Source organism: Gordonia jacobaea (assembly GCF_001186365.1).
GTDB lineage: Bacteria > Actinomycetota > Actinomycetes > Mycobacteriales > Mycobacteriaceae > Gordonia > Gordonia jacobaea.
Genome location: NZ_LDTZ01000016.1, coordinates 187,310 through 200,482 on the forward strand (window position 1 = coordinate 187,310; position 13,173 = coordinate 200,482).

Sequence of the window (13,173 nt, forward strand, 5' to 3'; positions counted from 1 at the left end):
GTGCCCTTCTCGTATCGTGCTGCCTGGTACGCGGGCGTGACTTGCTCACCCGCCGCAGCCTCCGCCACCGCCCCCGCAACTGCTCGACGAACCGCAACTGCTCGACGTACTGCAGCTACTCGTCGAATCGAAACCGCCTCCGAAATAGCCGCCCGTGCCCCACGAGGCTGCGATGTGGCCCCTCGACACTGTCGCGTTCGCTGCAAAGAGGGGGTCGATGAGCTCGACGATGCGAATTCCGAAGAGCGCGACGCCGACCGCTGCGGCCGTCGGACCATACGTGCGTACGGCCGGCCGCAGTTCAGGTCGAAGGTGTCGGTTCCTCGATCTCGCGGCGTCCAGGGCTTTGTCGCCGCGGATCGTGCGTCGTTGCTGGAGCCCTGACACGAACATCAGGGACACCATGTCGACGACGAGGACGGCGACCAGCAGGCCGGTCGGCTTTGCGTTACTCAGCCCTGCGAACATCCTGATCACCCCGATGACCATGAAGAGCACCAACGCAATTCGGACACCTCGGGCCGAGGGTTCCGTGAGGTAGCCGCGTACGCGCAATTCGTTTCGTAGGTCGACGCGGGCAGATCGGGTTGTTTTGGCCACATCCTTGCGCTTTCCCGACTGGTTACGGAGCGCCTCGAGTGTCGTGCGGGACAATTGATCGAGTCGGGATTTCGTGCGTGACGGCGTCGGGTTCGGCTGACCGTCGGAGTCGATGTAGCCCTGGGTGAGCAATTGGGTGAGCGCCGCGAGGTAAGCGTTGCGATCGGACACCAGCATGCCGATCTCGGTGGGTGTCAGTCGGTCGATCGGATCGTCGAGGCGGATGCGTCGTGCGCGGTAGATGTCGCAGAGCGCCCAGACCAAGCATGCAACGGAGGCTGTGGCGAAAATGGTGAGGAAGACCGGGCCGGAGATTCCCCAGGTGTTGTGACTGTGCATGTGTTCCACCACCTTTCGTGAAGGGTCGACCATGTGTCGCCATCGGAGCGGTAACGCGCCATCGCGCACATCCGCGGCGCTGGCAGGTCGATATGTGGGGTGCCCGACAGGCCCCGTGGCGGGGTCGGGCAGATAGGAGTGCGGCGTACCGGGCGTGGCTATCAGCCGTGTCGGGAGTTGTTGCCGCGCTGGATGACCCGTGGACCAGGAAAGGTCAGACAGGATGTCAGAACTGGGTCACATGGAGGTGATCGTGTACGTCATCTGTTGTCTCGGTGTCGTTGTTCATGACCACCTCCTTCTTCTTCGTATCGAAGAGCTGCGTGGCGTGGAATGTTCACCGCGCCAGGTCATCTCAGTATCGGGGTGGCGTCGCAAATCGCCACTTCTCGGCGCACTTCGTCACCGATTCGTGACCGTCGACCAACTGTTTCGACGACACGCTGTCGAGCGCGTGAACGACTACACGCCCCACCCGTAGACATAGTCGGCGAGTCCGGTTCCGTGGGCTGGTGAGACGCCCGGCAGATTCGGTGTGCTGTTGAGGACGTAGTACGTGTTGGGCGTGCCGGCGTCGATGACGGCGATCGACTGCGTGTACATCGCCTCGCCCTTGGGAAGTTGCTTGTGCAGGACTCGGAACAGATTCGGCAGCGAGCCCGTGTACTTCACGATGCGGAACTGCGCGCTCGTCTTCGTCTTATGCGGATCATTCACCGGGAGGTTCACGTTGGTCGTGGTCCACCTATCGAGGTTCCGCTGTGGGTTCTTGATCGCCTTGAGCGCCGACACGGTCGCGGGATTGGCCACCGCGAGATGGATGTGAAGCTGATCCTTGCCACGCGCCTCCGCCGAATTCACGCCAATGGCAAGGGGTTTCGCGGGTACCTTGGCGACCCACTTCTGCGCCTCCGCCCACGCGGAGTACCAGAGGTTCAACTGCGAACCGTCCCACAGATACGAGCATTCGATGCCCTTGATGCGATTGGTCGGAACCAGCAGGTAGTCGTCGCCGTGCCCGGGATGATCGCCGCCGAGGCGTATCGCATAACGCTTGGGGTGCTTTTTGTCGGGTTGGTACTTCGCCGCGGGCGTCACGACGTCGAGGTTGCCGGGCTTGAACGGCTTGACGCCCGTCTCACCCTTCACGTCGTCCCAGAGCGTGAATCGGGGGTCGGTCTTTCCGGAGTCCGAGTCGAGTCCGCACCCTGCCGGTGGCGGCGCGACCTTGGGTGCGGCGGTGGCGATACCCCCTCCGAATGCCGTGCTGATGGCGATCGCCGCACCGATGGCGAGTGTGGCGAGTCGTCGACTCCCGCTCGTTCGTGGTCGTGGCGTCGTCCGAAGCGACGTTTCCCGCAATCGAGACTTCATGTCTGGCCTCTCGCCAATTCAGGTGGCCTACGGCGCCGGGTTCAGGTGGCCTACGGCGGCTCGTGCGGGAATCATCTTCCACGTTCAGGCACGGTCCAGCGGTGGAAAAGGGCGAATCCGTGTCCTGCGTTCGGCGGACATCAGCGGTGTTCCGGCGTTGTCGACTCGACTGCAGAGGTGTCATCGAAACTAACCAAACGAGTAACTCTAGTTAACACAAGTCACATCCGCCACTTTGGTAACTGACCGGTCTCAATGTCGGAGACCTGTGGTCACGACGCCCGATTGGCCTGGCCCGGGTGTGGGCGGTCGCAATACGGTTCACCGGTGCGTAGGAGATCGTGGTGGTCCGTCATGTCCGTGCGACGTGTGATCGTTCTGGTGGTGCTCGTGGCGACGGCACTGTGTGTCGGACTGGTCAATGCTGGATCGGCTAATGCCGCATCCTTCGGACGGTTCTATGTCGGCGGCTGCGGGATGCCTGCCACCCCCGTTGACATGTGGACGCGTTCGGGCAATTACAAGACGGTCATCGCGCTCGACGGACTGCGCGCCACGAGCGATATGAGTGGATGGCGCCACGAGACGCACATCCAGCGCATGGCGGATTCCGGAGTGAATGTCATCCAGCCGGTCGGCGGCCTCGCGAGCTTCTACTCCGACTGGGAGGCCAAGAGCCCGGGAAGCAAGATCGCCTACCGGTACCGCTGGACCTGCCGCCTCGACAGCATCATCCGCGCTCTCGACGCACGCGGTCTCGCGGTGGGTCCGAAGCAGAAGTACGCCATGATGGGGATCTCGATGGGCGGCAACGCCGCGATGATCTACGGCGCCTACCACCGCAACCGCGTCTCCGACATCTTCTCGATGTCGGGCTACCTCAACCTTTCCGCGCCGACCATGCGCGAGGCGATTCGCGTCGCGCTCATCGACGCTGGTGTCGAGGCGGGCGTCGGACCGCTGAGCGCGGACGCAATGTGGGGTCCGCCGTGGAATCCGCGCTGGGAGCGCAACGACCCGCTCGTCCAGCTACCCAGGATGCGAGGGATGAAGATCCGCATCGCCTCGGGTTCGGCAACGTGGGGGCGCCACAACACCGATGCGGTGTCGTCGATCAAGGGAACCCCGCTGGAGGTCGCGGCGCTGGCACAGACGCGCGCCTTCGAGGTCGCCGCTGCGCTACAGAAGATCCCCGTCACAACCGACTTCCCGAGTACCGGCACCCATACGTGGGCGTACTGGGAAGACATGGTCTGGCGGGCCAAGAACAGCAGGTGGTTCCACGACAGGTGACCGATGCTTCCGCGCGTTTTCAGGGGATGCGACGCGCGGATCGGTCAGAGTCTCGTGGACGTCCTGTGCGACGCCGATGTCACGCCCGTGACCGAGGATGGGGAGCGGTTGCCCGTCACACCAACGCGGCCGCGGGCGTGACATCGACGCTCTGCGATGTGGACGATCGGCGATGTGGACGATCGGCGATGTGGACGATCGGCAATGTGGACGACCCGTCATACCGACAATCCGCAATACCGACGATCTGCAACACCGACAATCCGCAACACCGACGATCCGTCATACCGACGATCGGCGATCCGACACCGAAGCCGGCGTCACCAATCGGCGAGGTCGACGTAGCCGTCCTGGATGGCCCGGACGAACAGCGCGGCCTTCGACGGGGCGGGCCTGCCGACGGCGGTGTACTTCGCCCGGATTCGGGAGATGTGGGTGTTGACGGTCGTCGCACCCAGATACAGCCGTCGAGCGGCTTCCTCCTTGGACTCCGAGTGCAGCCACGCCACGAGCACCTCGACCTCGCGCGCGGACAGGCGCGCGCGCAACGGTATCGGGGCGGCAGCATCGGCATCGATCTGACGGAGAGGTACTGGTCGATTCTGGACTGACGATGTCTTGTGCATGGACTCCCTCGTTCACGCCGAGTGCGAATGGGCGCCGTGAGGCCGACGGTGATTGTGCGACCAAGGTGTCGTCTCAACGGTTGAATTATCTTCACCGCAGTGCCTCCGGCGCGGTGTCTGTGGCGCGTCCGTACACCAAGTCGATACGACTGTCGATACGCTGACCTGCACAAAAGCGCAGGAGGTTTGATGAGGCCGGAGTCGGTGACGACGCGCGACGAACTCGGTCGCGCACTCACGGAACTGCGTGTTCGAGCGGGTCTGAGTGTGCGTGATGTCGCGGCCGACGCCGACGCATTACTGGGGACCGTCGCCGGTTGGTTCGCCGGGCAGCACGCCCCGACCCGCGCGAGCCGTCAGATGTTCGAGAGGGTTCTCGGCGTCTGCGGTGTCACGGAGCCCGACGATGTTGCCGCCTGGTGGGAGGCCGTCGAGCGCAGCGCGCGGAGGACCGGCCGTCGACGCACACGGCCCGACTCCCCGTACCGCGGATTCGCGACGTTCGACGCTGCCGACGATCGCTACTTCTTCGGGCGCGACGTCCTCGTGGCCAGACTCGTCGATCTCATCGTCGCGACGCGCAGCGCCGATCGCGAAGCCAGCGATATGGCGCGCGGTGTGATGGTCGTCGGAATGTCGGGTGTCGGAAAGTCGTCGCTCGTCCGTGCGGGTCTGCTTGCACAGGTCGTCCACGAGGGGCCGCTCGCCGGTTGGCGGTGCACGGTGATGACGCCGGGCGACGACGCGTTGGCGGCCCTCGACGCCGCGATGGACGAGCTGGCCGCGCACGAGCACACCGACCGGCCCGCGCTGCTCGTGATCGACCAGTTCGAGGAGATGTGGACGCAGAACTCCGACGACGTGCGCAAGCAGGCGATCACGCGGATCCTCGACGCCGCGCAGTCGCCGGGCTCCGACATCGTCCCCGTCGGGGTGTTGCGTGCCGATTTCTACGGACGCGTCGTGCCGTGGGTGCCCAAGACGCTGGAGAACTCCCAGTTGGTGGTTCCGCCGATGCAGCGTGAGCAGTTGCGCGAGGTCATCGTCGGACCAGCGCGCGTCGCCGATGTCGAGGTCGAGCCCGACCTCGTCGACATGCTCCTCGACGACGCCGTACCCGCGGCGGGGTCGACGGCAGCCGGTGATCTGCCCCTGCTCTCCTACGCGCTGCTCGCGACCTGGGACCAATCCGACGGTCGGCGGATGACGGTGCGCGACTACCTCGCGACCGGGCGCATCGGTGGCGCGGTCGAGCAGGCGGCGGAGAAGGTATACGGAGAGCTGTCCGCCGACGAGCAACAGATCGCGCGACGCATGCTGCTCGCGATGGTCAACGTCGACGAGGACGGGGTGACCCGACGTCGGGTTCCGCTCGACGAACTGACCGCGGACGGGGATTCGCCCGCCGCGCACGTGCTGGAGAACTATGCGGCGTCTCGCCTCGTGACGGTGTCGTCGTCGCATGCGCAGGTCACCCACGAGGCGTTGCTGACCGCGTGGCCGCGGTTGCGCGAGTGGATCGACGACGACCGGGAACAACTCCTGTTGCGTCGGAGACTGCGTGCGTACTCCGAGCCGTGGGACGCCGACGGCAGGCCGGACGACATGCTGATCGGTGGGCCGCGATTGGAGGTCTTCGATCATCTGGCGCAGGAGTCCGACGGCGATCCGATCGACCCGGTCAGCAGCGAGTTTCTGGCTGCCGCGACTGCTCGACGGTCCGCAGAGGCCGACCGCGAGAGGCGTCGATCCTCTCAGTTGCGGCGCGTGGCACTGTTTGCCGCGGTGTTCGGGGTCGTCGCGGTGATCGGTGCCGTCGCCGCCGTAGCAGCGGGTGTGAATGCGGTCCATCAGCGTGAGGCTGCCGAGAATGCGAGAAACGAGGCACTGAGCCGCCAATTGTCGGTGCAGTCGGCAGAACTCGGCGAGCGCGATCCGTTCATGGCGGCGCAACTGGCGATGATCGCCTACGAGGCATCACCGACACTGGAGGCGCGATCGCGACTGATCGATGCGACGGGCCGCGGCGTGCCGACCCGATATCTCGGTGACCCGGGCTCGGTACTGATGTCGCGCGTCGGCTCACTGATCGCGGCCGCCGGCGCGGGCGGTCAGGTCCGACTCTTCAGAGTCGACGACGACGGGGTGCAGTCGAAGGTCGCCGAGTTCCGTGCGCCCGGCGGTGGCGGGCGGTTGGCAGGTGTCGCACTGATGCCCGACGCCCGCACGCTGCTACTCGGCGGACGCGGAACGATCACCGCCTGGGACATCGCCGATCCCGCACATCCGGTGCGGCGCTACGACTTTCCCGACGTCGGTGGAGACATCAACCGACTCACCGTCAGTCCGGACGGCCGTTTTGTCGTCGCGTCGGTTCCGGACAGGGGCGTCGAGGCGTGGGTGGCCCAGGGGCAGACGTGGCGGTCGCTTCCGTTGCCCCCGAAGGTCGCGGGCGTCGCGGGGGCGGCAGCGTTCAGCGCGGACGGGAAGTCGCTCGCGACCAGCAGTGCGAATCGTCGAGTGGATCTCTGGCGGGTCGACGGTGACGCGATCGTTCCGACGGGCGAGATCCCACTCGACGAATGGCGTGACAACGAACTCGCGCAGGGACTCGTCTACACCCGCGACGGGACACGACTTCTCGCGGGGCTGCGGAGTCGGGTGATCCAGGAGTTCGACGTCGCGAATCCCGCAGCACCACGCTCGGTGGCGCGTTTCGGCGGCTTCAACAGCTACGTCAATGCGGTGGCGTTGAACGGTGACGGTACGAAAGTCATTGGCGCGGGTGCCGACAACACGATTCGGGTGTTCGACCGCACCAATCCGGCTGCGGCGCCTCGAGTGTTGACCGGGTCGTCGAACTCGGTGTCAGTGGTCTTCGCGGGCGATCACATCGTCTCGTCGAGCGAGGACGGGCGCGTCCAGGACTGGCCTCCGGTCCTCGGCATGACGTCGGTCGGTTCCAACAGCGTCTACCAGATACCGGCGAACCGCGATGCGACGACGATCGTCGCGGCGGACACGGGCACCGACGGTCGGATCACGCAGTGGCGCGTCGAGCCATCCGCGATCGTGCGTGGTGGGCCGGATCTGATCCCCGCCGAGGGACTCGTGTACTCGGGAGCGGTGGTGATGTCTCCGTCGGGTCGCGTGGTCACCACCGGAACGGTCACCGGGACAGTACAGTTCGCCGACTACTCCGACCCCCGGCAGCCACGCGTCGTCGGCAGTGTCGCAGCACAACCGACGCTCAACGAGACCGTCGACTACAGCGAGAAGTCGGGCCTGGCGATCACCGGCGCCACCGATGGCAACAGTCTGACGGTCATCGACGCCACGACGTTGTCGGCGCCGCGTGTCGTCTCCAGGTTCGATGCCGGAGGCGGGATCGCGTGGGCGTCTTTGAGTCCCGACGGGCGTACGGCTGCCGTGGCAACGGTGACGGGGCCGGTGCGACTCATCGATCTCTCCAATCCCGCTGCGCCGCAGGCATATCCCGATCCGATCAGGTTCAAGGCCTCGGCGCTCTCGGTACGGTTCGACGCCGCGGGCACCTCGATCGTCGCGACGTCGGAGGAACGCAACGTCGAGGTGGCCGACATCTCCGACAGACGCCATCCGCGCAGGACGATCGAGCTTTCCGGACCTGCGGGACAGCTCTACAGTGCCGGATTCTCCGCGGACGGCAAGCGGGTGATCGCGGGCGGAAGCAACTCGGAGGTGTGGGTGTGGAACCTCGCCGACGGTCAGGCCGATGTGGTGCTGCGGTCGTATCCCGGACGCGTGTACGACGTCCGCTTCCTCCCCGGTGACCGCATCGTCGCGGCAGGGCAGGGAGGCTTCATGGAGACCTGGACGCTGGGCCCGGCGCAGATCATCGACGAACAGTGCGCTCACGGCGCCGACCCGATCACCCCGGAGGAGTGGCGGACCTATATCCGCGGGCTCGACTACACCTCGCCGTGTAGGCGGTGACCGGCCGCCCGCAGGTCTGTGGCACGCCCCGTGACTACTCTTGGTAGACGTGCGTACTTTCCGTCGGCCCCGCATCGACACCGATACGACGTCCGGAGCTACGACGTCCGGACACACGACATCCGGAGCGCAATCGCTCGCCGTCGAGGTGTCGGGGTCACTCGACGACGGCGTGCCGGTGGTCCTGGTGCATGGCATGGCCTCCGACCACACCACCTGGCGGATGTTCGCCAAGTCACTACGACGCCGCGGCCGCGCTGTGGTGTCGATGGATCTGCGCGGGCACGGCGTGAGCAGTCGCGAGCAGGCATACGGGCTCAATGACTTTCGGTCCGACGTCGCGTTCGTCCTCGACGAACTCGGTCTCGACACCGTCGACCTCGGCGGGCACTCCCTCGGTGCGCACACCGCGCTGCGTGTCGCGATGGACCAGCCCGAGCGAGTCCGACGCCTCGTGCTCGAAGAGGTCCCGCCGATGCCCCGCGACGACGCCGACCTCGCCGAGGAGATCGCGGTCGACGCGACACTCGGCGAACGCATACGCGGCCTGGGGCAGTTGCTCGCCGATCCGCGGCCGTTCCTGCGGTACGACCGATCGGTCACCGACCAGGTCAATGCCGAGTTTGCGGTCGCCGCACCACAGTGGTGGGCGGCACTCGACGACGTGAGTGCGCGCACGCTGGTGATCTCCGGCGGCGAACGGAGTTTCCTTCCGCCCCGGCATCTTCGGTCGCTGAGCGAGCGAATTCCCGACGGCTCGTTCGAGATCATCGACGCGGGTCATTCGGTGCACCGCGATCAGAGCTCGCGGTTCGTGAGTCTGGCAGGCGACTTCCTCTCGGCGGGGACATGAACGGCAGGGACAAGAACGACGGGGACATGACGGCCACAGATGCCGCCACGAGCGGGCCGCGGCTACCCCCGGTCGACGAGATCCTCGAGACCGCACGGGTCGTCGCGTTGCCGATGCGGACACGGTTCCGAGGTATCACCCGCCGCGAGGCGCTGATCTTTCGCGGACCGGCGGGATGGGGCGAGTTCGGCCCGTTCGTCGAGTACGACGATGAGGAGTCGGCGGCGTGGTTGGCAGCCGGTATCGAGGCCGCCTACCTCGGACCTCCTGCTGCACAACGGGATTCCGTACCGGTGAACGCGACCGTGCCTGCCGTCGCGGCCGATCAGGTTGCCGACATCCTGGCGCGTTACCCGGGAGCGACGACGGCGAAGGTGAAGGTGGCCGAGCCCGGTCAGTCGCTGTCCGACGATGTCGACCGCGTTGCGGCGGCGCGTGCGGTGATCCCTCGGGTCCGGATTGACGCCAACGGTAAGTGGTCTGTGGCGCAAGCGATCTCGTCGATCCGTGCGATCGGCGACGTCGAGTATGCGGAGCAGCCGTGTGCGACCGTCGATGAGTTGGCCCAGGTGCGTCGGGCGGTCGACGTACCGATCGCCGCCGACGAGTCAATCCGTAAGGCCGCCGACCCGATGCGTGTTGTCGCCGCGGATGCGGCCGACGTCGCGGTGCTCAAAGTGGCACCCCTCGGCGGCATGCGTGCGGTACTGCGGTTGGCCGACGAGATCGGACTGCCCGTCGTGGTGTCCAGCGCACTCGACACCGCGGCGGGGATGGCCGCGGGAGTGGCTGCCGCGGCGGCGCTTGACCGACTCGACCTCGCATGCGGACTCGGCACCGGCTCGTTGTTCACCGTCGACGTGGCCGAGCCGTTCCTGCCGGAACATGGCGTCGTCGCCCCGCGGTGGTTTGGCCCTGACGTCGAACTCTTGTCCGGCGCCGATGCCGATCCCGAGCGGGTCGCGTGGTGGCACGATCGTGTGCGCCGGTGCCACGAGGTGCTGCGTCGACGCGGAGTCGAGCCGGACTTCGCGAAACCATAGAGACATTTGCGCCGATCTGTTCCAATGAGGTGAGAGCTGGATCACATCGACAGTGCGCTCACTTCGAGTGCGGGTCGGTTGTATAGCTGGTCCAGCTGCTCAGATCCACCTGCTCTGACCACCTGGACGGAAGGCTGCGACATGACGATCATCGCTCCGGCGCCTGCGGGAAGTGGACTGCGTGCGGTGCCGTGTGCCGACCGCAACGGAATGCTCGAGGTGCTGTCGATGCGGCGTGACCCGTTCGGCTACTCGGCTGCGCGGCGCGCGACGTACGGTCCGATCTACGGGATCAACGCGCTGGGCCTGAGGGTGGTGGTCGCGTCCGGAGCCGACGCCGCCGACGAGATCCTGCGCAACCGCGACCGCGCCTTCGCCAACGGACCAGCATGGAGCTACTTCATCGGCCCGTTCTTCAATCGCGGTCTGATGCTGCTCGACTTCGACGAGCACCGTCACCACAGGCTGCTCATGCAGCAGGTCTTCTCCAACACGGCGCTCAAGGGCTACATGCAGGAGATGTCGCCCATGATCATCGATCGCATGCAGCGGTTCCCCACGGGAAAGGTGTTGTTGGCCAACGAGTTCAAAGCACTGACGCTCGACGTCGCGCTCGAGGTATTCCTCGGCGTCGAACTGCCCCGTGACGAGGCCGACCGCCTCAACAAGGCGTTCATCGAGACGGTGCGCGCGGGAGTCGCGCTGGTGCGCAAACCCGTTCCCGGAGGCCGCTGGTGGAAGGGCCTGCGATCGCGTCGAGTCCTCGAAGAATTCTTCTCGTCCGCGATCGCCGACAAACGGGCGCGGGAGACCCCCGACCTGTTCTCGGTGCTGTGCCACGCCGAAACCGAAGAGGGACAACGCTTCACCGACGATGACGTGGTCAACCACATGATCTTTGTGCTGATGGCCGCACACGACACCTCGACGATCACCATGACCCAGATGGCGTACCACCTGGCCCGACACCCCGAGTGGCAACAACGTGCACGCGACGAATCCGACGAGCTGCCAAACGAACTCGGCTATGACGACCTCGGCTCGCTGACCACTCTCGACCTCGTGATGAAGGAGTCGTTGCGGCTGTGTCCGCCGGTACCCTCCCAGCCGCGGGCGGCGATCGCCGACACCCGCATCGGCGACTTCTTCATCCCTGAGGGCACGATGGTCTCGATCTCGCAACTGACCAATCATCGCGACCCTGAGATCTATTCGGAGCCAGACCGATTCGACCCCGAGCGGTTCGGGCCCGACCGTGCCGAGGACAAACAGCACCGCATGGCGTGGGCGCCCTTCGGTGGCGGCGTGCACAAGTGCATCGGCCTGTACTTCGGACAGATGGAGATCAAGACGATCATGCACCAACTGCTGCGCGGCTACGAGTGGTCGGTGCCCGGCGACTATCGGATGCCGATGGACTACAGCGCATTACCGGTTCCCAAGGACCGGCTGCCAGTTGCGTTGTGGCGGCGATGACCGGTCCGCGGGAGGCGGCGTCGAACGCTGCCGAGACTCTGGGAGGGACCGCCGGGTCGGGAGAGCCGCCCCGCGACCTCCGACAGCGCAAGCGTCGCAACACCCGCAGTCCCGCGGATCAGGAGGAGGCGATCCTCGCCGCCGCGACCGACGAGTTCACGATTGCCGGGATCGCGCAGGCGAACGTCGACGCGGTGGCCGCGCGCGCCGGGGTCAGCAGAAGCACGCTGTATCGCCGGTTCCCGAACAAGGACGCTTTGCTGCACGCGGTCGCGGCCGACCGGTACGAGCGCGGGATGCGCACACTCGACGCCGCGGTGGCCGGACTCGGACCGTCCGACGCCGTCGTCGAGGCGTTCTATCGGGGCGCCCAGATGATCTCCGACGATCCGCTCCTGAACCGGTTGATTCTCGCCGATCATGGCGTGAAGCGTCTCACCGCCGAACTCGGTGCGCTCTTCGTCGAGGTCGCTACGGCGCGTATCGCTGCCGTGCTGCGTGACGCGGGCGCGCAGATGCCCGCCGACGATCTTGCTCAAGCTGTGGAAATTCATGTGCGACTGGTCATCTCGTATCTGGAGATGCCATCGTCGGACGATTCGCGGCGCGAGCCGACCAGTGTGCGTCACTTCGCGGCGACGTTCCTGGCGCCGATGATCTGGTGAGAGTCCGTGCCGACGCCCTAGGGTGGATGCGACGCCCGCGTCTGCGGATTCAGTGGACGAGGCAGTGAGCAAGCGGCGCGGCTCTATACGCGCAGTGTGAGACAGGGAGGGCGTGCGTCATGATGCGGCGCGCAGGTTCGGGTTCGGCGTCGGGAGGTGTGTCCGTCGGCGAGTCCGTGGTGAGCGATCGGACGCTACTCGACAACGAGCGTGGTGCGCGCGCCGAGTTGCGAAGCGCGCTCGACGACCTGCTCGACGCCGAGGTCGACGCGGGGCTGCGGCCCGGTGTGCGTCGGAGCTGGTGGGTGCTCGTCGGGCTGGTGGTGATCGGTGCCGTCGTCGCGGCGGGCGTCGGAGTGGCCGCGTGGGTGCGGGCGGCGCATGCATACACCGACGACGACTATCGGCACACCGCCACCGAGGTGGCGTCGCTGCTGCTGTCGGCCGATCCTGCCGACCCCGCCCGCGCACGGCGCATCCTCGACCACGCGACCGGTGGATTCCACGACGAATTCGCCCAGTCTGCGAGCAGTTACACCGAGTACGTGCGACGCACCGGAACTGTCGGGGATGCGACGGTCGACGCGTCGGCGGTCTCGGCGCGCTCCGGCGACGACGCGACGGTCCTCGTCGCGGCCGCAGTCAGCTATCGCGGTCAGCAGCAGACGCCGGTGCGCGAGTTCCGGTTGACGATGTTGGTCGTGCCCGACGACGGGGCGCTCAAGGTGAGCGCCGTCAAGTACCTGCCATGAGTGCTGGGAACGTGAGCGCCGGGGAGACGAGCGCTGGGGACATGAGCGCTGGGGATTCACGGGAGCCAACGAGTGAGACTCGCCGACAACGGATTATCGGAACCCGGATTATCAGAACCTGGATTATCGGAACCCGGATTGTTGGAACACGCCGTGCCGTCGTCCTCGTGCTGTGTG

Annotated in this window: 10 protein-coding genes; 7 read left to right on the forward strand and 3 right to left on the reverse strand. The window is 66.2% G+C overall.

The window, feature by feature from the left end; all coding sequences use genetic code 11:
- Window positions 1–45 precede the first annotated feature (45 nt).
- Both ABW18_RS09690 and ABW18_RS09700 read right to left on the reverse strand, forming a co-directional pair.
- Window positions 46–939, reverse strand: a complete 894-nt coding sequence (locus ABW18_RS09690; RefSeq protein WP_160318047.1) for a TIGR04222 domain-containing membrane protein — start codon at window positions 937–939, stop codon at window positions 46–48.
- Window positions 940–1,401: 462 nt separating this feature from the next.
- Window positions 1,402–2,313 (reverse strand): CDP-diacylglycerol diphosphatase, encoded by a 912-nt coding sequence (locus tag ABW18_RS09700; protein ID WP_235434342.1) that lies wholly within the window; start codon window positions 2,311–2,313, stop codon window positions 1,402–1,404.
- Between the two features lie 354 nt (window positions 2,314–2,667).
- Here ABW18_RS09700 and ABW18_RS09705 point away from each other — a divergent pair, with 354 nt between their 5' ends.
- Window positions 2,668–3,606, forward strand: coding sequence for an alpha/beta hydrolase (locus ABW18_RS09705; RefSeq protein WP_049698795.1), 939 nt, complete (start codon window positions 2,668–2,670; stop codon window positions 3,604–3,606).
- A gap of 320 nt (window positions 3,607–3,926) precedes the next feature.
- Here ABW18_RS09705 and ABW18_RS09710 read toward each other — a convergent pair whose 3' ends face one another.
- A complete protein-coding gene (locus ABW18_RS09710; protein WP_049698796.1) occupies window positions 3,927–4,232 on the reverse strand; it encodes a LuxR C-terminal-related transcriptional regulator in 306 nt (101 codons plus the stop codon).
- 189 nt (window positions 4,233–4,421) lie between these two features.
- Between ABW18_RS09710 and ABW18_RS09715 the strand changes: the two genes are divergently transcribed.
- From ABW18_RS09715 to ABW18_RS09740, 6 genes are all read left to right on the forward strand, one after another.
- Window positions 4,422–8,207 (forward strand): nSTAND1 domain-containing NTPase, encoded by a 3,786-nt coding sequence (locus tag ABW18_RS09715; protein WP_049698797.1) that lies wholly within the window; start codon window positions 4,422–4,424, stop codon window positions 8,205–8,207.
- 49 nt (window positions 8,208–8,256) lie between these two features.
- Window positions 8,257–9,060 carry an alpha/beta fold hydrolase gene (locus ABW18_RS09720; protein ID WP_414652000.1) on the forward strand — a complete coding sequence of 268 codons (804 nt, stop codon included), beginning with the start codon at window positions 8,257–8,259 and terminating at the stop codon, window positions 9,058–9,060.
- Window positions 9,061–9,086: 26 nt separating this feature from the next.
- Window positions 9,087–10,103: an o-succinylbenzoate synthase gene (locus ABW18_RS09725; protein ID WP_049699028.1), complete on the forward strand. Its 1,017-nt coding sequence runs from the start codon at window positions 9,087–9,089 to the stop codon at window positions 10,101–10,103.
- Between the two features lie 141 nt (window positions 10,104–10,244).
- Window positions 10,245–11,579 carry a cytochrome P450 gene (locus tag ABW18_RS09730; protein WP_049698798.1) on the forward strand — a complete coding sequence of 445 codons (1,335 nt, stop codon included), beginning with the start codon at window positions 10,245–10,247 and terminating at the stop codon, window positions 11,577–11,579.
- Entirely contained in the window at window positions 11,576–12,244 is a 669-nt protein-coding gene (locus ABW18_RS09735; RefSeq protein ID WP_200903244.1) for a TetR/AcrR family transcriptional regulator, read from the forward strand. The genes ABW18_RS09730 and ABW18_RS09735 overlap by 4 nt, the downstream gene beginning before the upstream one ends.
- A 119-nt stretch (window positions 12,245–12,363) precedes the next feature.
- Complete coding sequence (locus ABW18_RS09740; RefSeq protein WP_083444357.1) at window positions 12,364–12,996, forward strand: hypothetical protein; 633 nt, start codon at window positions 12,364–12,366, stop codon at window positions 12,994–12,996.
- Window positions 12,997–13,173 lie beyond the last annotated feature (177 nt).

Bases quoted from the DNA above. Each gene is read 5' to 3' on its own strand.
- ABW18_RS09715 (WP_049698797.1), top strand. From the start codon at position 4,422: ATGAGGCCGGAGTCGGTGACGACGCGCGACGAACTCGGTCGCGCACTC.
- ABW18_RS09690 (WP_160318047.1), bottom strand. From the start codon at position 939: ATGCACAGTCACAACACCTGGGGAATCTCCGGCCCGGTCTTCCTCACC.
- ABW18_RS09735 (WP_200903244.1), top strand. From the start codon at position 11,576: ATGACCGGTCCGCGGGAGGCGGCGTCGAACGCTGCCGAGACTCTGGGA.
- ABW18_RS09725 (WP_049699028.1), top strand. From the start codon at position 9,087: ATGACGGCCACAGATGCCGCCACGAGCGGGCCGCGGCTACCCCCGGTC.
- ABW18_RS09705 (WP_049698795.1), top strand. From the start codon at position 2,668: ATGTCCGTGCGACGTGTGATCGTTCTGGTGGTGCTCGTGGCGACGGCA.
- ABW18_RS09740 (WP_083444357.1), top strand. From the start codon at position 12,364: ATGATGCGGCGCGCAGGTTCGGGTTCGGCGTCGGGAGGTGTGTCCGTC.
- ABW18_RS09710 (WP_049698796.1), bottom strand. From the start codon at position 4,232: ATGCACAAGACATCGTCAGTCCAGAATCGACCAGTACCTCTCCGTCAG.
- ABW18_RS09700 (WP_235434342.1), bottom strand. From the start codon at position 2,313: ATGAAGTCTCGATTGCGGGAAACGTCGCTTCGGACGACGCCACGACCA.
- ABW18_RS09730 (WP_049698798.1), top strand. From the start codon at position 10,245: ATGACGATCATCGCTCCGGCGCCTGCGGGAAGTGGACTGCGTGCGGTG.